This window comes from Streptomyces liliifuscus (assembly GCF_016598615.1).
GTDB classification, from domain to species: Bacteria; Actinomycetota; Actinomycetes; order Streptomycetales; family Streptomycetaceae; genus Streptomyces; species Streptomyces liliifuscus.
This window is the reverse complement of the sequence record NZ_CP066831.1, coordinates 3,902,923-3,925,159: the sequence shown is the minus strand read 5'-3', so window position 1 is coordinate 3,925,159 and position 22,237 is coordinate 3,902,923. Positions and strand designations below refer to the sequence as shown.

Genomic DNA, 22,237 nt, shown 5'->3' with positions numbered 1-22,237 from the left:
GCTGAGGGGAGCCGGATCTACCGACTTCAACGGCGGGCGGCCCCGGTGCGGGAACACCGGGGCCGCTGTTCGGGCCGTTCCTGGTGAGAGGAACCACGACCCTATGAGCACCATCGTCACTGTTCAGGATGCTGTTACCGCGTTCGCCGACTTCATGGAGCCGACGGACGCGGAGCTGGACGCCATCGAACGCGAGATGCCCGCCATCCGGGCGGACATCGACCTGTTGGACGCGCAGATCATCATGTTGGACCGCACGCCGACGGAGCTGGACGCCCGGCGTGTCCGTCGGGCCCGCCGCCGCGTCCTGGCGGCCCGCCGCTTGCTGGCGAACGCGGCCTCTCCGGTCCTCCCGGAGGTGCGCGCATGAACCTGAACCGCAAGGGCAAAGCCCTCCTGGTCCTAGCCCTGGTCGGCGTGGTCGGCATGGCGTTCCGGGTCTCGTGGAACGCGCTGCGGGACGTGGCCAGCGCGATCGGCGCGGACAGCACGGCCGCGACGCTCTACCCGTTCGTGGTCGACGGACTGATGGCGCTGGCCCTGCTCGCGACCCTGGTTCTGACGGACGAGGGGGACAAGCGGTTCGCGCTGAAGGTGCTGGGCACCTACACGCTCGCCTCGCTGGTCCTCAACTACGTCCACGGACTCGTTCCCGAGCTGCACGGCGCGTCGGTCGACTGGGGTCGACTCGCCGACTGGGACCCCGCCAACTACGCGTTGGTCCTGCTCGCGACATCGCTTCCGGTCGGGTCGATCTACTTCGGCTCGGACCTGGTCGCCAAGGTGCTGCACCACCGCCCCGCCCCGATTCCGACCCTGGTCGCGAATGCGGAGGAATCTACCGAGACTATGAGGAATCGGTCTACGGCTGACCTCACGGTATCGACCCCCGCGCCGATCACCGTGGCTCCGCTGCGGATGCCCGCTCCGGTCGCGGTCGACTTCCTGAAGTCGGCTCTGCCGTTCAAGCCGGTACGTGCCATCGCCCCGGCTCCGGTCAAGGTGACCGCGAAGCGCGCGGCGGCTGCCGCATCGATCCGACCGCGTCGGGCGACCGGCACCGTTCCCGTCGTCGCCCGATCGGCGCGGCCGAAGCGGACCCCGGCTCAACTGCTCGACGAGGCGCGTACGGTGACGGCCGGTTGGCCGGCCGCGAAGGTGACCGCTGAGGGCATCCGCCGCGAGGTCCACACCTCTCCGGCCAACGCGCGCATGCTGCGTGACACCCTGCTCGCCGAACGCGCCGCCACCACTCCGTGATGGGCCGCTCGTACGGCAAGTGCTTCGACCCCAACGGCGCCCGCTACGGCATCCCCACCTTCCCGTGGCGGATGGCACCGGACGGCATGGTCACGCGCCGCCAGTTGCGGGCGCGTGGCCTGCGTCCGGGCGGACAGCCCATCGCCGCGCAGGTCCTGCGCCCGCGCTACCGGCGCGGCCCGCTGGTCGCCTACCTGTACCGCCTCGACTACGCGAAGCCGGTCCGGCCGATGACACCGGCGAAACGGGCGGCGCTGGCCAAGGCCAATCTCGCCCGCCGCACCTGCCCGCAGTGCCGCACGGACGCGGGATACGTCATCCCCGCCTCGCTCGGTGCCTGCGTTCCCTGCGCCTACCCCAACTGATCGCGAGGAAGGAGCCCTGATGGACCATCGTGACCCTCCGGGGATCATCGCCCCGCACATTCCCGCAGACGCCTACCGCCGCGCCGAAGCCACCGGGCAACCCGTCGTCATCGTCGTCCACACCACCGACCAGGGCGGGCGCCCGCTGGGCCACTACCTGGGCCCGCTGGTCATCGCGGGCGCCTGTGCCATGGGGTGCTGGGGACTGGTGGCCGCCCTGTGCGCGCTGCTCGACGCCGCCGCCCACACGGTCACCGTCATCGCCCAGACCGCCGGACCCATCGGCATCGGCGGCATCACCTTCCGCCTCGCCCGCCCCAAGGTCTGACCCGGCGCTCCGCACCATCCGCCTGCGACTCCGCATCCCCGCAACGGGCCAGGAGCCGTAGGCGGCCCGCAGGGCGCCCGGACCCCCTTCCGTGTGGGTCGAGACCCCCCGAGCCGTGAACGGCCATACAGGGCCCCGCGATGGGGTTGCACGGCCGGTTTTTCCGCCGCCCTACGCGCGCGGGCGCGTAGGGCCCCACCCCTCCCCACTGCTCAACTCTGCAACTTCGCAGGTCAGATGTGGTTGCGGGGGTTCAACCGGTGCTGTCGACGCAACCGACAGCACTGCTCCCTGCAACTCGGGCGGGCCGGTGACGCCATGCGACGGCGCACCGGCCCTCATCCACGGTCTTGGAGGACCCTTTCGTGGACTGGAAACAAGCATGGTCGACCACCGCCAACACCACCAACAGCGCGCTGGATTCACTCGCCCCGGTGTGCGTGCCGTTCGCCACCCGCTGGGACCTTGAGGCCGACCGGCGGAACAAGCTGCGCACCCCCGAGCACTTGAAGACGCTCATGGCGACGCAGAAGGAGCACAACGCCGCACGGTCCACGCACTCCACCGCCAAGAGCCAGCAACTCACCGCGCGCGCCGCGTCCAACAATCCGTTCGCGGCCGGTCGCCGCGCCGCGCGCGTCGCGAGCAAGGCAGCCGCGCGGCACGAGCGCGACACCCGCGCCAAGCTCAAGGCCGCGCGGGTGAACTACCCGAGCACACTCAAGGCCCGCGCGATTCAGGCACACTCGGTGCACGCCGTGCCGAGCGCGATTGCGTCCGCGCTCATGTCCACCTCACACCTGACCATCTGGCCGGCCGCGACTTCGGCCGTACTCGTCGGGGCGAACGTGGCCGCCCTCGCGCTCGGGCGGCGCAAGCTGCGGGTGGTGGTGGATGAGTCGCTGTCGCTGGAAGAGCGTCAGCTCATGGAACGGCTCGACCCGTCGTACTGGGTCGAGCACGCCCCGGACCGTGGTCTGTCCGGCACGGTCACCACGCCGCCGAGCATGGAGCCGGGAGGTATCCGGTGTGAGATCCGGCTGGATGGGACGTGGACGGTCAAGACGCTCGCGGACAAGGCCGATTCGGTCCGTGCGCTGCTGGGTGCCCGCACCGCGCTGCGCATACGGATCACGTCCGCCTCGCGCGGCGGGTGGGCTGTCGTGACGTTGGCGACCCGGTCGGCAGCCGCGGGGGTTTCCTCGCTGTGGACCCCGGACCGCATCCCGTCCGACCCGCTGATGATGAGCCTCGCTCTGGACACCGAGACCGGGGATGAGGTCCTGATCCCGTTCGACGAGCGGCTGTTGGTGTCCGGCGCGTCCGGCACCGGCAAGTCCTGGTCCTTCCGCCCGCTCATGGCGACCGCCCATTTGCGCGGTGACCTGCTGCTCATCGACGGCAAGGGCGAAGAGGCCAACATCTGGGAGTCCGCGTGCCGCGTCGCCGTAGAACGCGACGAGATCACCGACGCCGTGGATGAAGCGCACGCGGAGATGAACCGCCGCAAGGTCGACATGAAACAGCGCGGGATCAGCGTGTGGGACGGCCGTCAGCTCACCGTCGTCGTGGACGAGGGACAGGTGATCCTGGCCCTGATCACCAAGGACAAGGACCGGCTGCAACGGCTGATCGAACTGTCCTCGCTGGGCCGCTCGCGCGGGGTCGTCCTGTGGTGGGCCACCCAGTACCCGCTCACCGATGGTGGGGCCCCGGGCGTGCACAAGCTGATCGCACCGAACCTCCTCACGCGGTTCTCGCTGCGGGTGGCCGGCACGACACAGGCTCAGGTCGCGCTGGACGACTGCGCGCACTACGCCCCGCACCAGATCCCCGACGGCCGCGAGTACCGAGGGCACGGATACCTCAAGGGCTACGGCCCTCGCATGCTGCGCACTTGGACCCTCGACGACGCGGGCGTACGCGCACTGCCCAAGTCGATCTGGACCCCGGACCAGTCGACCGGCGGGCAGTCGCCGCGACCGCTGCACCTGGTCAAGGGCACCGCCGCACCGTCCGGGACGGCGTCCAACCGGGACAAGGTGCTCACCGCCGTGCAGTCCGGGGCCCGCACCGCGAAGGACGTGGCCGACGCGACAGGCCTGAACAAGGGCACCGTCTCGCGCGAGATCAAAGCTCTCACCACCGGTGGCACGCTCTTCCGCACCACGGACGGCCGACTGACCACCACGCGCGACGACTCCGCCGCCGCCTGACCCACCGCAGCACAGAGAGCGGCTGCGCTCAGGGCAGGACGGGCCGCTCAGGAGGCGCAGTCTCGGAGGCTGCGGGCCGCGACGGCATGGGCACCCCGCACGCTTTCCCCGACGCGTCGAATACGATCCCCGCTCCCTCGGGGACCTTCCCCGCACCCAGGAACATGTCCCAGCCGTTCTTCTCCAGGTGCCAAGCCTGGCCACCGTCCTCGGCTGACATCCGCTCCATCCGTCCCCAGCCCCGTGCTTTCAGCACAACAGACACCGAATCCACGACCTCACGCTTCGGCGCGTCCTCAGTCCGCAAGACCCCCAGCACACGGCACGGAGAGCCCGCCTTGCTCATGTCGGGGAAACTCAGCCGTCCGATCCCCGCGGCCTTGGCCGCAGACCGGACATCACCCCGCACGGCATCCACGGTCAACTCGTCCTTGGCCGCCTTTTCGGCCGCACGAGCAGTCGTCCGCTCGCCCGCTGCGTCGACACTGTCACCGCCGCCGCAACCTGTCAGCGCCGTCATCACCGCTATCGCGGCCACGGCCACTCCCACCCCACGCATGTGCCCTGCCTTCGCATTGGTTCGTGTGCCGTGGAGTTTTACACACAAACGACCACATGAACGCTGCAGGTCAGGGCGCAAAAATCCGTGACGCACCGGGCGGAGCCTCAGGCTCAGCGCTCTGGCTCATGACCGCCCGACAACTCCTAGTCACGACAACGGCGGCCCCCATCCGACCAAGAACCGGGGCCGCCGCCAATCCAGCACGCTCAAAGAGAACTGGAGACCTTCAGCATGACCCAACTCACCGACATTCGGCGAGACCATCTCGCTACCGCCCTATCGCTGGCAGCCCACGGCGTACCCCCGATGCCGTTACGAGCAGGGAAGATGCCGTTCGGGAACTGTCCGACCTGCGCGCGCAACGCGTGCGGTGGCCGACCGAACATGAAGATCCCCGGCCCCTGTGCCTGCCCGCAGCCGTGCCACGGCTGGGCCGCCGCCACCACCAACCCCCACGTCATCAACTCGACGTCGTGGGCGAGGGCGTGGCGGGAAGCGGCGGGCGTGGCCTACCACCCCGGCGGCGCAGGCCTGACTGTCGTGGATCTCGACAACGAGGCCGCCATCGTGTGGGCCCGTGCGAGCCTGCCCGCTACCCGGATCGTGCCGACGACCCGGGGCGAGCACTGGCTCTACCAGGGTGCGATGCAGGGCGCCAACGGCGTACGGACCGGCGTCGACATCAAGTCCACCATGGCCTACGCCCGCTACCTCGGGCCCGGCACCGGCACCATGACGGCCCTGCCGGATGCCGTGCGTGCGCTGACCGTGAAGGCGTCGGCCTCGACCCGTCCAACGTCTGTCGCGGTGCCCGCGCTGGCCGGTGGCGGGCAGTGCCCGCACCGCACGCCCACCTATCTGGACCGTGGCATTGCCATGGCCGTACAGCGGATCACCGAAGCCCGCATTGCGGTGCACGCGACCGTCTACCGGACGTTCCTCGCGGTGCTGTCCGCGCACGGCCGGTGCGGCTGCCTCACCGACGCTCACACCGCCCGGCTGTTCACCGCAGCGCAGGCCAAGGGCGAGAGCGCCCGGCACTGCACGGATGCGTGGACCAACGCCCTGACCACGTTGGGACTTCAGCATGTCTGAGGACGACAAGACTCCCGGCCGCGAAGTCATTACGGACTACGCACAGGCCCACTTCCGGTACTTCCGCACCCCCGACGGAACCGTCTACGCGCAGAAGAACGGGCACCCCGTGGCCCGCCCGATGCGCTCCCAGGGCACCACGGGAAGCCACCGGCAGGAACTCATGGTCGGCCTGTTCAAGGACGGACGCGGCGTGTTCAACGGGTCCGCGATGAAAGAGGCGTTGGACCTGATCGAAGCCCTCGCACTGGACGCGGACACACACGCCGTGAACATCCGTGTGGCCCCCGGATTCGACGGAGCGACATGGCTGGACCTGGGCCGCGACGACGGACAGTCCGTCCGCATCCACCCCACCGGCTGGGACATCCTCACCCCCGACCCCCGGGAGGTGTGCTGGCGGCGCACGCAGCTCACCGGGGAACTGCCGCTGCCGGTCAAGGACACCGACGGCAAGGGCATCGACCTGCTGATGCGGCTGTGCAACTTCGCCAACGCCGAGACCGAGTGCCTGGCCATCGCGTGGCTGATCGGCTGCCTCGGTCCGTCCGTGCCGGTGCCCGCGCCGTTCCTCACCGGACCGCAAGGAGCGGGCAAGTCCACCGGGGGCCGCATGCTCGTTCGGATCATCGAGGGCATGAGCGGGGACCTGCGCAGGGCGCCGAAGGATGAAGAGAACCTGATCGCGGCGGTGGCGGCGGGTTGGGTCACCGCGCTGGACAACCTCTCCCACATGACCCCCGACCTGTCCGACGCGATGTGCTGCATCGTCACCGGCGCCGAGAGCGTCAAGCGGGCCCTGTTCACCGACGGGGACGTCTTCCGCGTCGGCTACCGCCGCCCCCTCCTCCTCACCGGAATCGACGTCGGCGTCATCCGGCCCGACCTCGCGGAACGGCTCCTGCCGCTGCGGCTGGAGCGGCCCCGCGTACGGCGCACCGAGGCCGAACTGTGGGCGGACTACGCGGAAGTGCTGCCCGTCGTGCTGGGCTCGCTCCTGGACCTCACGGTCAAGGTCCGCGCGGTGACGGCGGAGACGCCCACTGACCTGCGGATGGCGGACTTCGCGCACCTGTGCGCGCAGTTCGACGCGGCGACCGGTCTCGGGGCCCTGCCTGCCTACCGGGCGAGTCTGGACGACCTGAACGACGACGTGATCGAGGGTGACCTCCTCGCGCAGACCGTTCTCCGGCACGCCGACACCATCGAGCCGGGTGCAGCGCAGCAGATGACGTCCACGGAGTGGCTGGCCTGCCTCAGCAGCCTCTACAGCGGCGACGACTGCCGTCCCCTGCCCAAGGGGTGGCCCACCACCGGCAAAGTCCTCTCCGACCGCCTCAAGCGCCTCCAACCCACGCTGGCCGCTCGGGGCGTCCTCATCGACTCGGGCCGCACCAAGGCGGGCCGCTACCTCGAAATGACCCGCACAGTCGTCCTGACCCTGCCTCCGCACGAGCAGACGCACGCGTTCTGACCCGCGACCCGCACGCTCAAGCGAACAGCAAGAGGAGCACGTGCTCCTCTTGCTGTTCGGCGGAACGCCGCCCCAAGGTCGCGCCGCGCAGCGGCTCCTTCTTCGCTCTGTAAGGCGCACCGAGGTACTACAGGCGGCCCCTTCTTTGTCCTAAGTAGGAAGACGCTGCGTCACCTGCGTCACCCGAGCCGGAAAACGGCCGCTGATCTGCGCTAACAGCGATGACGCAGACGGATGGCTCTGCGTCATCCTGCGTCACCTGCGTCACCAGATGACGCAGCCGATGACGCACCGGTGACGCAGCCCCGAACGGCCGCGTCACCTAAACCCGCAGGTCAGAGCCTCAAGTGACGCTGATGACGCGGTGACGCAGAAATCCGAACCTCGGACACACACGGAGTCCGAGGCCCCACGCGACGTGCCTCAACCTCCGAGGAATCCCATGAGCCGAACCAGTTCCGCTCAGTCCGACCCGCGCGCCACCCTTCGCGGCGGCCTGCCCGATCGGTACCTCACCTCCGACGACATCGCTGAGATCTTCGAGGTGCCCAAAGAAACCGTCTACCAGTGGCGCAAGAAGCGCATCGGTCCGCCCGGATTCCGCATCGGCAAGTACATCCGCTACGACCCCGCCGACGTGCTCGCCCACGTGGCCGAACGCAAGAGCACCGACCAAGACGCCGCCTGACCCAACACCCACCGCAGACAGCAGGGAGAGCCGCTACCCGGCGGCTCTCCCTGCTGCGTGTTGAGAGGACCGCCGCCACATGGCAGGCCACATCCAAGACCGCTGGTACAAGACCGAGACCAACGCCGACGGCAAGACCGCCCGTGTGAAGAGTGACCGCCACGGAAGCGGCCTGCGCTACCGGGCCCGGTACATCGGCCCCGACGGCACCGAGAAGTCCAAGAGCTTCCCCGATGGGCAGAAGCGACTCGCCGAGAAGTGGCTGTCCGGGATCGAGGCGGACATGACGCGCGGGCAGTACATCGACCCTCGGGCCGGTCGCCTCACCGTGCGGCAGCACGCCGAACGGTGGTTGGCGTCTCTCACCATGGACCCCAGTACGTTCGTGAGCACGGAGACGCGCATCCGCCTTCACGTCCTGCCGCACCTCGGCAGCCGCTCGCTCGACTCACTGCGGCCGATCCATATCCGCGAGTGGCTGCGAAAGCTCGAAGACGGGGGATTGGCCCCCGCCTATCAGCGGGTCATCTTCGCGAACCTCAACGCGATGTTGGCGGCTGCCGTCGACGATCGCCTGATCCCGCACAACCCGTGCCGTTCGTCGTCCGTGAAGGCACCGAAGCCGGAACCTCGCCGGATCGTTCCGTGGGGACCTGAGCGCGTGCTGGCGATGCGCTCGGAACTGCCGGAGCGGTACCGAGCCATGGTGGATCTGGCCGGCGGGTGCGGCATGCGGCAGGGCGAAGTGCTTGGCCTGGCCGTTGACGATGTGGACTTCGTCGAAGGAGTCGTTCACATCGTCCGGCAGGTCAAACTCATCGCCACGAAGCAGGTGTTCGCGCTTCCCAAGGGCGGCAAGGCACGTACGGTCCCTCTGCCTGAGAGCGTTGCTCGCGCGCTTGAGGCTCATATCGCGCAGCATCCGCCCTTGGCCGTGCCGTTGCCCTGGCGGTCGGTCGACGGTTCACCGGTCACGCACTCCCTTCTCTTCCCCAATGCCGAGGGGCGCGCGGTGAATCGCTTTTCCTTCAACCTCAAAGCGTGGCGGCCCGCCCTCGACAAGGCAGGCATCCCGCGCGGCAGGCAGAACGGCATGCACGCACTGAGGCACTTCTACGCGTCCGTTCTGTTGGACGCGGGGGAGAGCATCAAGGCGTTGTCGGAGTACTTGGGACACCATGACCCCGGCTTCACGCTGCGGACGTACACGCACCTGATGCCGAGCAGCGAGAAGCGCACGCGGGAAGCGGTGAACCGCGCGTTCGAGGACGGCCCGAAGGCCGATGACGGCCCCACGACGGCCCAGGAGGGGTGAGGATAGGGGAAACGTGCAGGTCAAGCCCTAGGCGGCTTCAGTAGCGCTGGTTCAGATACCCCAGCAACTCGTCGTGGAGGATGCCGTTCGACGCGGCCGCGTTGCCGCTGTGCGGGCCCGGGCGGCCGTCGAGGCCCGTGAAGGAGCCGCCCGCCTCGGTCACGACGATCGCGGTCGCCGCCATGTCCCACAGCGACAGTTCGGGCTCCGCGCAGATGTCGACCGAGCCCTCGGCGACCATCATGTACGGCCAGAAGTCGCCGTACGCGCGCGTGCGCCACACCTCGCGGGTCAGGTCGAGGAAGCCGTCGAGCAGGCTGCGCTCCTCCCAGCCGCTCAGCGAGGAGTACGCGAAGGACGCGTCCCGCATGCGCGAGACCTGGGAGACCTTCAGCCGGGACGCGGACGACAGACTGCGGCCGGTGAACGCGCCGTGACCCTTCGCCGCCCACCAGCGGCGGCTCAGCGCGGGCGCGGAAACCACGCCCACGACCGGCTGATAGCCGCCCTCACTCGCCTCCATGAGCGCGATGAGCGTGGCCCAGACGGGTACGCCGCGTACGTAGTTCTTGGTGCCGTCGATCGGGTCGATCACCCAGCGGCGGGGGCCGGTGCCCTCGACGCCGTACTCCTCGCCGAGGATCGCGTCCCGCGGCCGTGCCCGTTGGAGGTGGCCGCGGATCAGCTCCTCGGCGGCCTTGTCGGCCTCACTCACCGGGGTCATGTCCGGCTTGGTCTCGACCTTGAGGTCGAGCGCCTTGAACCGGTCCATCGTCGCGGCGTCGGCGGCGTCCGCCAGGACATGGGCGAGGCGCAGGTCATCGCGATAGTCGGGCATGAGCGAACCGTATCTTCCGGGTCGCTCCGCGGGGAACGGGGGGAGACCGGGGGTTGTGTTACAGGTACGGGTCGGATGCGGGCGGTCGCACCCCGCCGCGGCCGGTCGCACCCCCGCGGCGAGCCGCGGTCCGGCACGGTCGCGCGCCCCTCGGCGGCGCTTGGCGCCCCCCCCGGCGGTGCCGCGAACCCTTGACAGTGCCTCCGTGCGCGTCAACTCTGAAGCGCAGAGCCGATCGCCCCCGGGAGGCGACGATGCCTGCAGCGCGGGAATCCCTACTGGACGCCGCCTACACGGCGCTCGGACGGCGTCCGTGGTCCGCCGTGCGGATGGTCGACGTGGCCGCCGCGGCCGGGGTCTCGCGGCAGACCCTCTACAACGAGTTCGGGAGCAAGGACGGGCTCGCGCGTGCGCTCGTACGGCGGGAGGCCGACGCGTATCTCGCGGGCGTCGAGCGGGCTCTGGTGAGCCATGCCGAGCCCCGGGAGCGGTTGGCCGCCGCGGCGGAGTGGACGGTGTCGGCGGCTCGGGGGAACGCGCTGGTGCGGGCGATGCTCACGGGGTGCTGGGCGGAGAGGCTGCCCTCTCCCACCCTGTCCGCGGTGCCGTCCTCGTCGGCCGTGCCCGCTCAGCGCAGGGCCGATGGGCCGTTGCCGTCGCCGGGGGACTTCGTGGGTCTTGTACGGGACCGGGCCGTCGCATCGCTGACCGTGCCCGGGACGTCGAAGTCCGAGGCCTCGGAGCTGGCCCGGGCCTGTGAGCTCGTGGTGCGGCTGGGGGTGTCGTGTGTGCTGGCCCCTGCCGGGGAGGGCGGTACGGCGGGGATGGTTCGGGACGCCTTGACGACTGTGCGGTCGGTGAGTTGATGCGCGGAACGCCTGCCCACAGACAGGTGGCCTGCTCCTAGTGGGACGAGCCCGACAGCTGCAGGCCGATGACTCCTATGATCACCAGGGAGATCGAGACGATCTTCAGGGTGGAGACCAGGTCGTCGAGGAAGATCATGCCGTAGATGGCGGTGCCGGCCGCGCCGATGCCTGTCCAGACCGCGTAGGCGGGGCCCACGTCCAGTTTCTTGAGGGACAGCGTGAGCAGGCCGAAGCTGCCCAGGGCGAAGATGCAGAAGGCCACCGTGGGCCAGAGTCTCGTAAAGCCGTGGGAGAGCTTGAGGCAGACGGCGAAACCCGTCTCCAGGAGCCCCGCCACGACAACCAGCAGCCACGCCATGTGATGCCCTCCCACGCTCCGTGACCGCTTCGTCTCGCTTGCATCCCGCTTGGTGCGATTATGCCTTTACCGTCGCAGCGGGGATGCAAACAACACTGAGGTCAAGCGGAGATCGGTCGCGGATCGGCCGGAGATCAGTCCCCCTCGCGCCGCTCGCGCGTGGAGAGCAGCCGGCGCAGTGAGTAGAGGCGGGCCGGATCCGCGTGACCCTCGGCCACCCACGCGTCCAGTGCGCAGTCCGGTTCGTCGTGGCTGCACGCGCGCGGACAGCCCTCGGTGCCGGGCTCCAGATCCGGGAAGGCCTTGATGACCCGGGACGGATCCACATGGTGCAGACCGAAGGACCGTACGCCCGGCGTGTCGACGACCCAGCCGTCGTTGTCGGGCAGGGGGATCGCCCGCGCCGACGTCGTGGTGTGCCTGCCGCGGCCGGTGACCGCGTTGACCACGCCCGTCGAGCGCCGCCGCTCCCGTGACACGAGCGCGTTGACCAGCGTCGTCTTGCCGACGCCCGAGTGTCCGACGAAGGCCGTGATCTTGCCGTCCAGCTGCTTGTGCACGCGGTCCAGCGCCTCGCCGCTCTCCAGCTCCTGACGGCTCGTCACGACGTACGGGACGCCCAACGCCCCGTACAGCTCAAGGAGTTCGTCGGGCGGGGCCAGGTCCGACTTCGTCAGGACGAGCAGGGGGTCCAGGCCGCCGTCGTACGCCGCCACCAGGCAGCGGTCGATGAGGCGCGGGCGGGGCTCGGGGTCGGCCAGGGCCGTGACGATGGCCAGCTGGTCGGCGTTGGCGACGACCACACGCTCGTACGGATCGTCGTCGTCGGCCGTGCGGCGCAGCACGGAGGTGCGCGGTTCGATGCGGACGATGCGAGCGAGGGTGTCCTTCTCGCCGGACAGGTCGCCGACGATGGCCACCCGGTCGCCGACGACCGCGGCCTTGCGGCCCAGCTCGCGGGCCTTCATCGCCATGACGACACGGCCGTCGACCAGGCAGGTCAGACGACCCCGGTCGACGGTCAGGACCATGCCCTCGACCGCCTCCTCGTGCTTGGGGCGGATGTTCGTACGAGGCCGGTTGCCCTTGCGGTTCGGGCGCTGGCGGATGTCGTCCTCGTCGGTGTGCTTGCCGTAACGGCGCATGATCCCGGTCCGCCCGTCAGTTCCCGAGCATTCCGGTCCACAGATCGGGGAAGTCCGGCAGGGTCTTCGCCGTCGTCGCCACGTTCTCGATCTGTACGCCGTCGACCGCGAGGCCGATGATCGCGCCCGCGGTGGCCATGCGGTGGTCGTCGTACGTGTGGAAGATTCCGCCGTGCAGTGGGCGCGGGCGGATGTGGAGGCCGTCGGCGGTCTCGGTGACGTCGCCGCCCAGCTCGTTGATCTCCTTGGTGAGCGCGGCCAGCCGGTCCGTCTCGTGCAGGCGCAGATGGGCCACACCGCGGAGGGTGGAGGGGGAGTCGGCGAGGGCCGCCACCGCCGCGATGCCCGGGGTCAGCTCGCCGACCTCGCCCAGGTCCACGTCGATGCCGTGGATCGAACCGGAGCCGGTGAACTCCAGGCCCCGGTCGGTCAGTTCGCAGGAACCGCCCATCTCGGTGAAGATCTCACGCAGCTTGTCACCGGGCTGGGTGGTGCGGAGCGGCCAGTCCGGGATGACGACCCTGCCGCCGGTGACCAGGGCGGACGCCAGGAAGGGCTGGGCGTTCGACAGATCCGGCTCGACCGTCAGATCGCGGCCCAGGAGCGCGCCCGGCGTGACCCGCCAGACGTTCGGCTCGCCGCCCGACTCCGGGGTGTCCACCTGGGCACCGATCGAGCGCAGCATGTCGACGGTCATCCGGATGTGCGGCATGGAGGGGAGCCTGGAGCCGGTGTGCCGCACCTCCACGCCCTGGTTGAAGCGCGGGCCGGAGAGCAGGAGCGCCGACACGAACTGGGACGACGAGGACGCGTCGATCTCCACCGGGCCGCCCTCCAGCGCCCCGGAGCCGTGCACGGTCAGCGGCAGCGCGCCGCGGCTGTCGTCGTCGATACGGGCGCCGAGGGCGCGCAGCGCGTCGATCACTCCGTGCAGGGGGCGCTCGTACGAACGCGGGTCGCCGTCGAAGCGGATGGGGCCGTCGGCGAGGGCGGCGACCGGGGGCAGGAAGCGCATCACCGTGCCTGCGTTGCCGACGTCGACCGTGGCCGGGCCGTGCAGGCCCGAGGGGATGACCCGCCAGGCCTCGCCGGAGCCGTCGGGGCCCACGCCCTCCTCGATGCCCACGCCCATCGCACGCAGGGCGCCGGCCATCAGGAGGGTGTCGCGGGAGCGGAGGGGGCGGCGCAGCCAGCCGGGCTCCGCCGCGAGGGCGGCGAGGACGAGGGCGCGGTTGGTGACCGACTTGGACCCGGGCACGTGGACCGTCGCGTCGACGGCTCCGCTCGCGTGCGGGGCGGGCCAGAGGGCGGTGTGGGCGGCGTTAACGGGCATGCCCTCACTTTAATGGTTTGCCACTTGCGGAGATCTTGATCGAAAGGGGCGGAACCACTCCGTGGGGTGCGCCTGAGAGCTCGGGGGATTTGTGTGGTTGGGCGGCTGCGGGTCGTGTGTGGCTGGTCGCGCAGTTCCCCGCGCCCCTTACGGGGCGCGGCTCACAACCCCAGCAGCCACCTGCCCCCGCCCATCAGTGCGCACAGTGACACCGTGTGGAACAGGAACAGCCACAGGCCTGCCGGGACGTGGGTCAGACGGGAGAGCTGGTCGGCGTCCGAGTCGCCGGCTCCGCCGCGGCTGCGCTTCATCTGGAGTTCGAAGGCCGGGCGGACGCCGCCGAGGAGGAGGAACCAGACGACGGCGTAGGCGAAGGCGGCCTGGACCTGGGGGCCGGCCAGCCAGGACACCACCACGAACGTGCCGCCGGTGAGGAGGACCGTGAGGGCGCCGTACGCGTTGCGGATCATCACCAGCATCGCCACGAGGAGCAGCGTGGCCAGCCACAGCAGGGCCGTGATGTGGCCCGCGGCCAGCAGCGCGGCGCCGCCGAGGCCGAGCAGCGGGGGAGCGGTGTAGCCCGAGGCCGCCGTGAGGATCATGCCGAGACCGGTCGGCTTGCCGCGGCTGACGGTGAGGCCGCTGGTGTCGGAGTGCAGTCGGATACCGCTGAGGCTGCGACCCGTGAGCAGCGCGACCAGACCGTGGCCGCCCTCGTGCGCGATGGTGATGGCGTTGCGCGAGAGCCGCCAGATGTTGTGCGGGACGATCACGGCCAGTGCCGCGACCATCGTGGCTATGACCACCCAGGTGTCCGGGTCGGGCTGGCTCCCGAATACCTCGTCCCAGAGGGTGGCCAGCGAGGTGGCGGCGATGCTGTCCATTGTGGGTGAGGGCTCCTCTGGCTGGCTCGGAATCTGGCAGTGTTGCACGTATGTGCGGACGGTATGCAGCGAGTCGTAGGCCCGAGGATCTCGCAGGAATCTTTGAGATCGAGAAGTGGGAGCCGGAGGAGGCTCTGGCCCCCGACTACAACGTGGCTCCCACCAAAGAGGTCTACGCGGTCCTGGACCGTCCTCTTAAGGACGCGGAAGACCCGAAGCCGGTTCGGCAGCTGCGCACGCTCAAGTGGGGACTCGTCCCGTCCTGGTCGAAGACTCCCGAGGGCGGCGCCCGGATGATCAACGCCCGGGCCGAGACCGTCCACGAGAAGCCCTCGTACCGGCGGGCCTTCGCCACCCGGCGCTGCATCATCCCCGCCGATGGCTATTTCGAGTGGGTGACCGGCTCCGGAGAGCGCGATCTGGAGGTCGAGGGCAAGAAGAAGCGGCCGCGCAAGCAGCCGTACTTCGTGCTTCCCGCCGACGGTTCCGTCTTCGCGATGGCCGGGCTGTACGAGTTCTGGCGGGACAAGACGCTGCCCGACGACCATCCGCGGGCCTGGTGGGTGACGTGCTCGGTCATCACCACGGAGGCGGAGACCTCGCCGCTCGCCGTCGGCCCGGAGGAGGGGCCGCGCGCGCTGGCCGACATCCACCCGCGTATGCCGCTGATGCTCACCCCGGACCGCTGGGACTCCTGGCTCGACCCGTCCCGCACGGACGTCGAGGACCTGCGCTCCCTGCTCGCGCCTCCCCCGGAGGGGCTGATGCGGGCGTACCCCGTCTCCACCGCGGTGAGCAACGTCCGCAACAACGGGCCGGAGCTGCTGAAGGAGCTGGAGGGGCCCGAAGAGGGCACACTCTTCTGACGTGACGGATCATGTGACGGAGATCATCGAGACCATCGACACCGACGCGGGTACGGCCCGCGTCACATGGCACCGGGCGAGGAAGGCGCGGCTGGTGCTGGCCGTCAGCCATGGCGCCGGCGGCGGGATCGAGGCGCGGGACCTCCGGGCGCTCGCCGCCGAGCTGCCCGCGCACGGTGTGAGCGTGGCCCTGGTCGAGCAGCCCTGGCGGGTGGCGGGCAAGAAGCTCGCGCCCGCGCCGAAGACGCTGGACGTGGGATGGCGCGGCATCTGGCCGGCACTGGTGAAGCCCGGACTGCCCGTGATCGCGGGTGGGCGCAGCGCCGGAGCCCGTGTCGCCTGCCGCACCGCCACCGAACTCGGCGCCCACGCCGTCCTCGCGCTCAGCTTCCCCCTTCATCCGCCGGGCAGGCCGGAGAAGTCCCGTGCCGACGAACTGCTCGGAGCCGGGGTGCCCACGCTCGTCGTCCAGGGCGGCAATGACCCGTTCGGCAGGCCTGAGGAGTTCCCGGAGGGCGCGTACGAGATGGTCGAGGTGCCGTACGGCGATCATGGCTTCGCCGTGCCGAAGCGTGCTCCTCTCGACCAGGGCGAGGCCCTGAAGATCGTCACCGATGGCGTACTGAAGTGGACCTCATCACTCGGGTGACCCCCGGGAATGCTGAGCCCCGGGCCACTGTTGTGCGGATCAGACAGCACGACACGTGCTGTGAGAAGTCGCATGAGAGGAAGTCCGCCGCATGGGTTCGACCATCTGCCCGAGCCGTAGCAGCAGCGCTGACCTGGAGTGGTCCGTTCTGCATGCGGCAAAGACCACCCCTATTCGGGCGGCGGCCGGGCCGGATCGTCGTCTATCCTCCGATTCTGGTGGGTCCGGTTTCGGTCCTGCCCAGACTCTGGAGGAGGTGGGTCCGGTCACAGGGACCGACGCAGGGACCGAACACGGCCAGGCGGAGCAGCCCGAGGGCCCGGGCAGCGGCGAGTCGACCGCCGAGCGCAGTGCGCGCTTCGAGCGGGACGCGCTGGAGTTCCTCGACCAGATGTACTCGGCCGCGCTGCGCATGACGCGGAACCCGGCCGACGCCGAGGACCTGGTGCAGGAGACGTACGCGAAGGCGTACGCGTCCTTCCACCAGTTCCGTGAGGGCACCAACCTCAAGGCGTGGCTGTACAGGATCCTCACCAACACCTTCATCAACTCGTACCGCAAGAAGCAGCGCGAGCCCCAGCGGTCCGCCGCCGAGGAGATCGAGGACTGGCAGCTGGCGCGCGCCGAGTCGCACATGTCGACCGGTCTGCGCTCCGCCGAGTCGCAGGCGCTCGATCACCTGCCCGACTCGGACGTCAAGGAAGCGCTGCAGGCGATCCCCGAGGAATTCCGCATCGCGGTCTACCTCGCCGACGTAGAGGGCTTTGCGTACAAGGAGATCGCGGACATCATGGGGACACCCATCGGTACGGTGATGTCCCGGCTGCACCGGGGCCGCCGCCAGCTGCGCGGCATGCTCGAGGACTACGCGAAGGACCGCGGCCTGGTCCCGGCGGGCGCCGGGGAGTCGGACGGAACGAAAGGCTCGGGCTCATGAGCTGCGGAGAGCCGCACGAGACGGACTGCAGTGAAGTACTCGATCATCTCTACGAGTTCCTCGACCGGGAGATGCCGGATGCCGACTGCACCAAGTTCGAGGTGCACTTCGAGGAGTGCTCCCCGTGCCTGGAGAAGTACGGCCTCGAGCAGGCCGTGAAGAAGCTGGTCAAGCGGTGCTGCGGCCATGACGACGTGCCGACCGACCTCCGGGCGAAGGTCATGGGCCGTATCGAGCTGATCCGCTCCGGCGAGACCGTGCCGGAGCACGACGTCACCGTCGCCGACGTCCGCGGAGCGGCCGCCACGGAGGGCTGAGCGCCCCGGTTCCTGCCTCCGCGGTCTCCGCCTCGGCACGGTGCCCACCTCCGCGGTTCCTTCTTCCGCGCTGCCGGTCCTGGCACCGGCCCCGGTCGCCAAGCTGCCCGCGGCCGGACCGGGTTGACCGGTCCGGCCGCGGGCAGTGGCGTCTCACCTCCGACGTCCTGGGCCGTTTCAGACCTCCAGGCCGTTCTCGATCCGCTTCAGGCTGTGCCGGGCCAGCGCCAGGTTGCTGCGCGACCGGTCGAGCGCGAGGTAGAGGAAGAGCGAGCCGCTGCTGCTGCCGAGCGGGCGGATCAGGTGGTACTGCTGGCCCAGCGTGATCAGGATGTCCTCGATGGTGTCGTCCATGGCAAGCGACGCCAGCGTGCGCATCTTCGAGCGCACCACCTCGGTGTTGCCCGCGGCGGCGAGTTCCAGGTCGAGCGCCGGCCCCCCGCCGAGCGTGCCGAGCGACATTCCGCTTTCGTAGTCGACGAGGGCGACGCCGATCGCCCCGTCCACGGTCATGGCTTCCTTGAGTGCGGTCTCGATGTTCACGTTGCCCCAATTCCTCAGTGACGCTGACGGTCGTTGCTCGTACAACTACGATCGAACACAAGTGGCTTGTGCGTCACAAAACATCAAATTTGTTACCTGTTGCGTTAGTTGATGTTCAAAGTACTGTGCGACGTTCGGACGTGAAGGGGGAAACGGGGAAATGACAACGGCCGTTGAAGCCTCCCTGGCCCGGCTCCTCGACTCCCCCGGGGTCACGGGTGTCGCCCTGGTCGACGCGGTCACGGGCCTCACCTACGGGGTGGCCGGGGACTCCGAGGAGGCCGCGGGCGGGGCGGAGTGCGCCGAACTCGCCGCGCTCATCGTCGAACGGCTCGGGCAGGCGGGCGCCGAGGGGGAGTTGGAGAGCGTGATCACGACCAGCGCGCGGCGCCATCAGGTGCTGCTCGCGGTGGCACGGCCGGCCGGCGACCCCCTGCTGCTGGCGGCCGGCATGGACCGGGAGCGGGCCAACCTGGCGCTCGCCACGCGGAGTCTGGGCGACCGGGTCGCCGAGGTGCTCGCATGACGGGAGCCCCGGCGCGCAATCTGCCCGCGCTTCTGCAGGGGCTGTACGAGGAGGGCTTCACCGGCACGGTGCGGGTCTCCGGTTCCCCGGGCGGAACGATTCATCTGAGGCGTGGTCTGATCGGCGCGGTCGAGACACCGGGCGCGCCGACCGCCACGTCGGTCCTGCTCACACCGGGCCGCATCGACGACGAGGCCTGGCTGGCCGCGTGTGCGGCGGAGCGTGATGTGGACCGGCTGGGCGGGCAGTTGGTGGCCGCGGGCCTGATCGGCGCCGCCGAACTGGAGGTCGTGTGCACCGCGGCCGTGTTCGACGCGGCCTTCGCCATGGCGCTGGGTCCGCCCGGCAGTTGGACACTGAGCGACCCCGAACCCACTCTCCTCGCCACGCCGGGTGTGGAACCGCGGCGGCTGACCGAGGAGACCACCCGGCGCATGGCGCAGCTCTCCGGCCCGTGGGGGGCGCCGGGGGAACTCGCGCGCGTGCGGCCCACACCGGTTCCGGGCCCCGGGCCCGGCCGCTGGCTGTCGCTCCGCCATCAGTCCGTGCTGAACACCGTCAACGGGCGTCGTACGGCCCGGGACATCGCCTTCACACTCGGGCGCGGGCTGTACGCGGTCATGCTCGACCTGACCCGGCTGGAGGCGCTGGACCTCGTCCGGTGGGACGCGGGCAGGGAATCCGGCGGCAGGCCGAGCACCGCGCCGCGCGTACTGCCCGAACGGCGCTCCGCGACACCGCAGCCGTCGAGGTCCGGCGCCGGGTCAGGATCAGAGGCCGGGTTCGGGTCGCAGTCGAAGGCCGAACCACTGCCGAGGCGCAGGCCGGGCGGTGCGTCGAGGGTGGGAGAAGGGCCGGCACGCGAGGGTCCGGCGGGCCAACGGCCCGCGGGGGGAAGCAGTGCTTTTGCCGCAGGTAACGACGGGGGGACGGGGGGGTAGTGAGCTCACGCAGACGTCGGGCAGCGATGCGCCGACGGAGCACGGAGGCCGAAGCGAGGCGGGCCGCGAAGCAGCGGGTGCGAGGACCGGACGCGGACGCCCCACAGGCGCGGCCCGGACGCTCCACCGAATCCGGCACTCGGTCGCAGGTTCCACAGGCACCGCGGCTCCCACAGGCACCGCGGCTCCCACAGGCGCCGCAGGTGCAACAGGCACCGCCGGTGCAACAGACACAGCCGGTACAACAGGCACCGCCGTCGCGACCGGCACCACCGGTCGGCAGGCCGCCACTGCCCGTGCGGGGCGCGGCCTCGTCGTCCGGGGCCGACGGGGACACCGCCGGTGAATCCCCGGGGGCGCAGCCGTTCGTTCTCCCCATGCTCTCGCCCGAGGACCTTGCCGCCGACCAACCCTCGGTCGACATGCTCCGCCGTGTCCGCCGGGGCCTGACGGGACTGCCGGAATCCGACTGACCCGTTGGAACGTACCAGTTGGACCGTACCAGGATTGCATATGCCTTTAGCAAGGAGCTCGTCATGAGTGAACAGCCGCCGCCCAGTCCCCTGACCGAGATCCTGACCTCTCTGCGGGACCGGGTGATGGGGATCTCCCAGAGCGTTCTGTCCACGGCGGACGGCCTCCTCGTCGTCCACGACTCCGACTCCGTCCACCCCGAGTCCGTCGCCGCGCTCGCCGCCGCGACGCTCGGCGTGGGGCGGCGGATGGCGGACCAGGCGGGCGTGGGCGCGCTCCGCGAGGTGGTGGCGAGGTGCGGCTCCGGACACGTCATCGTGATGGCGGTCGGCGACCGGGCCCTGCTGACCGTCATGGGGGACGACGGCCTCGACATCCCCGCGTTCCAGCGCGAGTCACCGGCGACGGTGGAGCAGCTGAGCCGGGCGCTCGCGGCCGATGTGGCGCACTGACGGCTTCGACAAGGCTCGAAGGGTGCTCTGAGGGCGATCCGGCGCGCTTCGACGACGCTCTGACAGCGCTTTGACGACGACGCGGTGCCCCGCGCGTACCCGGCTCACTCGAACGGGCGAATCTGCCTCCTGGGCCCGACGAATCGTTCCATGCCTCCCCCGAGCCGTGCCCGGCCGTCCTATCGTCCATGTCCCAAGGCCTGTACGGGGCTTGTGCCGGAGCCGCCCCGCCCGGTCGGCCGACAGGGGCCGGGCCACAGGGAAGGGAGCGCCATGCGGCCGGTTTCGCCGTGGGCGCGTGTCTACGTCGTCTGCACCGCGCTCGGAGCGGCGTGCTGCGCCCTCCCACTGCCGGCCACGCACGCGCCGTGGGGTGCGGTGCTGCTCTTCGCGGTGCTCTGCGCGGGGTGCGAACTGTTCGCCGGAAGCCGGTTCGCGGCGGGCCGCGCACCCGAGGGCGCGGGGGTGTCCGGGGAACCGGGCGGTTCCCCCAGGTGGCACACGCCCGTGCTCCTCGCCGCGGCCTTTCTGCTGCCGCCTCCGGCCGCGGCGCTCATTGCCCTGCCGGGGGCGCTGCTGACCCGGGTCGAGCAGCGGCCGCGGTGGCTGCGCCGGGTGTGGCGGGCCGGGCAGCTCGCGCTCGCCGCGTGGGCCGCCTCCTGGGTGCACTGGGCGCTCGGCGGGCGGGACGCGGTCCTCTCGTCGGACTTCCCGTACGTCCTGGTGACCGCCGGTGCGGCCGTCGTGGCGTTCTGCCTGGTGCTGACCGTGCTCGACGGCGGGATCCTGGTGCTCGCCGAGCGGGTGCCCGTACGGGCCGCCTGGCGCGGGCTCTTTCTCCGCTCGCTCGCGCCCGTCGCCGTGCACGGTCTGGCCGGGCTGATGATGGCGGTCCTCTGGCGCAGTCCGTACGGGCCGGTCGCCGCGCTCCTCGTGCTGTTGCCGATGTACGTGTCGTGGTGGGTGTTCGCGCAGTACCACCGGGAACGGGCCGCCCACCAGGCGACCATCCGGGCGCTCGTGCAGGCCGTCGACATCAAGGACGGGTACACGCGCGGGCACAGCGAGCGGGTGGGGCAGGCGTCGATGGTGATCGCGCGCGAACTGGGCATGGACGACGAGCGGGCCGAGGTGCTCAGGTTCGCCGGGATCCTCCACGATGTCGGCAAACTCGGGGTCCCCACGCGGCTGTTGCGCAAGGACGGGCCACTGACGCCCGAGGAGCGGCGGGTGATCGAACTGCATCCCGAGTACGGGCACGAGATGGTGCGCGGGATCGGATTTCTGGGGGAGGCCAGGTCGGCGATCCTGCATCACCACGAGCGGCTGGACGGGAGCGGGTATCCGTACGGGCTCAAGGGGGGCCAGATTCCGGAGTTCGCGCGGGTGGTGGCGGTCGCGGACGCCTTCGACGCGATGACGTCCACTCGGTCGTACCGTCGGGCGCGGCCTGTTGCGGCCGCGCTGGAGGAGTTGGAGCGGTGTGCGGGGGCGCAGTTCGATCCGCGGATGGTGGAGGCGCTGGTGCGGGGGCTTGCCCGCGGGGGGTGGCATCCCGTTGTCACCGCCGACGAGACACCGCTGCGCGGCGAGCCTTACCCACCCACTCCGCCCGTTTCCAGCACGCCATCCGGTCACCGCAAAAGCGTCGGCGAGACCACGCGATGACCACCCCCGGCATCGCGCCGCCCTCACAAACCACCGACTCCCACGCCCGCCTGCCCGGCCGAGTTCCCTCCTCAAGCCCCGCCTGCCATGTGTACCCGGGCCGCCGAGCACCCGCCCGCACCGCCCGCCGGAGG

25 protein-coding genes are annotated in these 22,237 nt (G+C 70.4%); 18 read left to right on the top strand and 7 right to left on the bottom strand.

The window, feature by feature from the left end:
* Window positions 1-103 precede the first annotated feature (103 nt).
* The 5 genes from JEQ17_RS16555 to JEQ17_RS16535 all read left to right on the top strand — a co-directional run bounded on the left by JEQ17_RS16555 (window position 104) and on the right by JEQ17_RS16535 (window position 4,169).
* Window positions 104-370, top strand: coding sequence for a DUF6284 family protein (locus tag JEQ17_RS16555; RefSeq protein ID WP_200395967.1), 267 nt, complete (start codon window positions 104-106; stop codon window positions 368-370).
* Window positions 367-1,260: a DUF2637 domain-containing protein gene (locus tag JEQ17_RS16550; RefSeq protein ID WP_200395966.1), complete on the top strand. Its 894-nt coding sequence runs from the start codon at window positions 367-369 to the stop codon at window positions 1,258-1,260. Before JEQ17_RS16555 ends, JEQ17_RS16550 begins: the two co-directional genes overlap by 4 nt.
* Window positions 1,260-1,625 carry an RRQRL motif-containing zinc-binding protein gene (locus tag JEQ17_RS16545; protein WP_200395965.1) on the top strand — a complete coding sequence of 122 codons (366 nt, stop codon included), beginning with the start codon at window positions 1,260-1,262 and terminating at the stop codon, window positions 1,623-1,625. Before JEQ17_RS16550 ends, JEQ17_RS16545 begins: the two co-directional genes overlap by 1 nt.
* Window positions 1,626-1,644: 19 nt before the next feature.
* Window positions 1,645-1,953 carry a hypothetical protein gene (locus tag JEQ17_RS16540; protein WP_200395964.1) on the top strand — a complete coding sequence of 103 codons (309 nt, stop codon included), beginning with the start codon at window positions 1,645-1,647 and terminating at the stop codon, window positions 1,951-1,953.
* Between the two features lie 365 nt (window positions 1,954-2,318).
* On the top strand, window positions 2,319-4,169 hold the full coding sequence (locus JEQ17_RS16535; protein ID WP_200395963.1) for a P-loop NTPase family protein: 1,851 nt from the start codon (window positions 2,319-2,321) through the stop codon (window positions 4,167-4,169).
* Window positions 4,170-4,197: 28 nt separating this feature from the next.
* On the opposite strand, the gene JEQ17_RS16530 is transcribed toward JEQ17_RS16535, so the two are convergent.
* Entirely contained in the window at window positions 4,198-4,707 is a 510-nt protein-coding gene (locus tag JEQ17_RS16530; protein ID WP_200395962.1) for a hypothetical protein, read from the bottom strand.
* 255 nt (window positions 4,708-4,962) lie between these two features.
* On the opposite strand from JEQ17_RS16530, the gene JEQ17_RS16525 reads away from it, so the two are divergent.
* The 4 genes from JEQ17_RS16525 (at window position 4,963) to JEQ17_RS16510 (ending at window position 9,303) form a co-directional block, all read left to right on the top strand.
* Complete coding sequence (locus tag JEQ17_RS16525) at window positions 4,963-5,826, top strand: bifunctional DNA primase/polymerase (protein WP_200395961.1); 864 nt, start codon at window positions 4,963-4,965, stop codon at window positions 5,824-5,826.
* A complete protein-coding gene (locus JEQ17_RS16520; protein WP_200395960.1) occupies window positions 5,819-7,300 on the top strand; it encodes an ATP-binding protein in 1,482 nt (493 codons plus the stop codon). Before JEQ17_RS16525 ends, JEQ17_RS16520 begins: the two co-directional genes overlap by 8 nt.
* A 442-nt stretch (window positions 7,301-7,742) precedes the next feature.
* Window positions 7,743-7,988 carry a helix-turn-helix domain-containing protein gene (locus JEQ17_RS16515; RefSeq protein WP_200395959.1) on the top strand — a complete coding sequence of 82 codons (246 nt, stop codon included), beginning with the start codon at window positions 7,743-7,745 and terminating at the stop codon, window positions 7,986-7,988.
* Between the two features lie 79 nt (window positions 7,989-8,067).
* Complete coding sequence (locus tag JEQ17_RS16510; RefSeq protein ID WP_200395958.1) at window positions 8,068-9,303, top strand: tyrosine-type recombinase/integrase; 1,236 nt, start codon at window positions 8,068-8,070, stop codon at window positions 9,301-9,303.
* Between the two features lie 37 nt (window positions 9,304-9,340).
* On the opposite strand, the gene hisN is transcribed toward JEQ17_RS16510, so the two are convergent.
* Window positions 9,341-10,141, bottom strand: a complete 801-nt coding sequence (gene hisN / locus JEQ17_RS16505) for a histidinol-phosphatase (protein WP_055617014.1) — start codon at window positions 10,139-10,141, stop codon at window positions 9,341-9,343.
* Window positions 10,142-10,395: 254 nt separating this feature from the next.
* Between hisN and JEQ17_RS16500 the strand changes: the two genes are divergently transcribed.
* Window positions 10,396-11,007: a TetR/AcrR family transcriptional regulator gene (locus JEQ17_RS16500; protein ID WP_200395957.1), complete on the top strand. Its 612-nt coding sequence runs from the start codon at window positions 10,396-10,398 to the stop codon at window positions 11,005-11,007.
* Between the two features lie 37 nt (window positions 11,008-11,044).
* Here the strand turns inward: JEQ17_RS16500 and JEQ17_RS16495 are convergent, their stop codons facing one another.
* From JEQ17_RS16495 to JEQ17_RS16480, 4 genes are all read right to left on the bottom strand, one after another.
* Window positions 11,045-11,368, bottom strand: a complete 324-nt coding sequence (locus JEQ17_RS16495) for a DMT family transporter (RefSeq protein ID WP_200395956.1) — start codon at window positions 11,366-11,368, stop codon at window positions 11,045-11,047.
* Window positions 11,369-11,502: 134 nt separating this feature from the next.
* Complete coding sequence (gene rsgA, locus JEQ17_RS16490; RefSeq protein ID WP_200395955.1) at window positions 11,503-12,513, bottom strand: ribosome small subunit-dependent GTPase A; 1,011 nt, start codon at window positions 12,511-12,513, stop codon at window positions 11,503-11,505.
* A 16-nt stretch (window positions 12,514-12,529) separates the two neighbouring features.
* Entirely contained in the window at window positions 12,530-13,846 is a 1,317-nt protein-coding gene (aroA, locus tag JEQ17_RS16485) for a 3-phosphoshikimate 1-carboxyvinyltransferase (protein WP_200395954.1), read from the bottom strand.
* A 161-nt stretch (window positions 13,847-14,007) separates the two neighbouring features.
* Complete coding sequence (locus JEQ17_RS16480) at window positions 14,008-14,730, bottom strand: M50 family metallopeptidase (protein ID WP_200395953.1); 723 nt, start codon at window positions 14,728-14,730, stop codon at window positions 14,008-14,010.
* A 50-nt stretch (window positions 14,731-14,780) separates the two neighbouring features.
* Here JEQ17_RS16480 and JEQ17_RS16475 point away from each other — a divergent pair, with 50 nt between their 5' ends.
* The 4 genes from JEQ17_RS16475 (at window position 14,781) to rsrA (ending at window position 17,499) form a co-directional block, all read left to right on the top strand.
* Window positions 14,781-15,596, top strand: coding sequence for an SOS response-associated peptidase (locus JEQ17_RS16475; protein ID WP_200395952.1), 816 nt, complete (start codon window positions 14,781-14,783; stop codon window positions 15,594-15,596).
* A 1-nt stretch (window position 15,597) separates the two neighbouring features.
* Window positions 15,598-16,245: an alpha/beta hydrolase family protein gene (locus tag JEQ17_RS16470; RefSeq protein ID WP_407700056.1), complete on the top strand. Its 648-nt coding sequence runs from the start codon at window positions 15,598-15,600 to the stop codon at window positions 16,243-16,245.
* Window positions 16,246-16,501: 256 nt separating this feature from the next.
* Window positions 16,502-17,182, top strand: coding sequence for an RNA polymerase sigma factor SigR (gene sigR / locus JEQ17_RS16465; RefSeq protein WP_200395951.1), 681 nt, complete (start codon window positions 16,502-16,504; stop codon window positions 17,180-17,182).
* Window positions 17,179-17,499 (top strand): mycothiol system anti-sigma-R factor, encoded by a 321-nt coding sequence (gene rsrA / locus JEQ17_RS16460; RefSeq protein ID WP_200395950.1) that lies wholly within the window; start codon window positions 17,179-17,181, stop codon window positions 17,497-17,499. Before sigR ends, rsrA begins: the two co-directional genes overlap by 4 nt.
* A 177-nt stretch (window positions 17,500-17,676) precedes the next feature.
* Here rsrA and JEQ17_RS16455 read toward each other — a convergent pair whose 3' ends face one another.
* The gene (locus JEQ17_RS16455; RefSeq protein ID WP_200395949.1) at window positions 17,677-18,042 is read right to left on the bottom strand and encodes a hypothetical protein; all 366 of its coding nucleotides are present in this window, start codon (window positions 18,040-18,042) and stop codon (window positions 17,677-17,679) included.
* Window positions 18,043-18,202: 160 nt separating this feature from the next.
* On the opposite strand from JEQ17_RS16455, the gene JEQ17_RS16450 reads away from it, so the two are divergent.
* The 4 genes from JEQ17_RS16450 to JEQ17_RS16435 all read left to right on the top strand — a co-directional run bounded on the left by JEQ17_RS16450 (window position 18,203) and on the right by JEQ17_RS16435 (window position 22,103).
* The gene (locus tag JEQ17_RS16450; protein WP_234048224.1) at window positions 18,203-18,568 is read left to right on the top strand and encodes a hypothetical protein; all 366 of its coding nucleotides are present in this window, start codon (window positions 18,203-18,205) and stop codon (window positions 18,566-18,568) included.
* Complete coding sequence (locus JEQ17_RS16445; protein ID WP_234048223.1) at window positions 18,565-19,509, top strand: DUF4388 domain-containing protein; 945 nt, start codon at window positions 18,565-18,567, stop codon at window positions 19,507-19,509. The genes JEQ17_RS16450 and JEQ17_RS16445 overlap by 4 nt, the downstream gene beginning before the upstream one ends.
* Window positions 19,510-20,045: 536 nt before the next feature.
* Entirely contained in the window at window positions 20,046-20,435 is a 390-nt protein-coding gene (locus JEQ17_RS16440) for a roadblock/LC7 domain-containing protein (protein WP_055617004.1), read from the top strand.
* Between the two features lie 273 nt (window positions 20,436-20,708).
* A complete protein-coding gene (locus JEQ17_RS16435; protein WP_200395948.1) occupies window positions 20,709-22,103 on the top strand; it encodes an HD-GYP domain-containing protein in 1,395 nt (464 codons plus the stop codon).
* Window positions 22,104-22,237 lie beyond the last annotated feature (134 nt).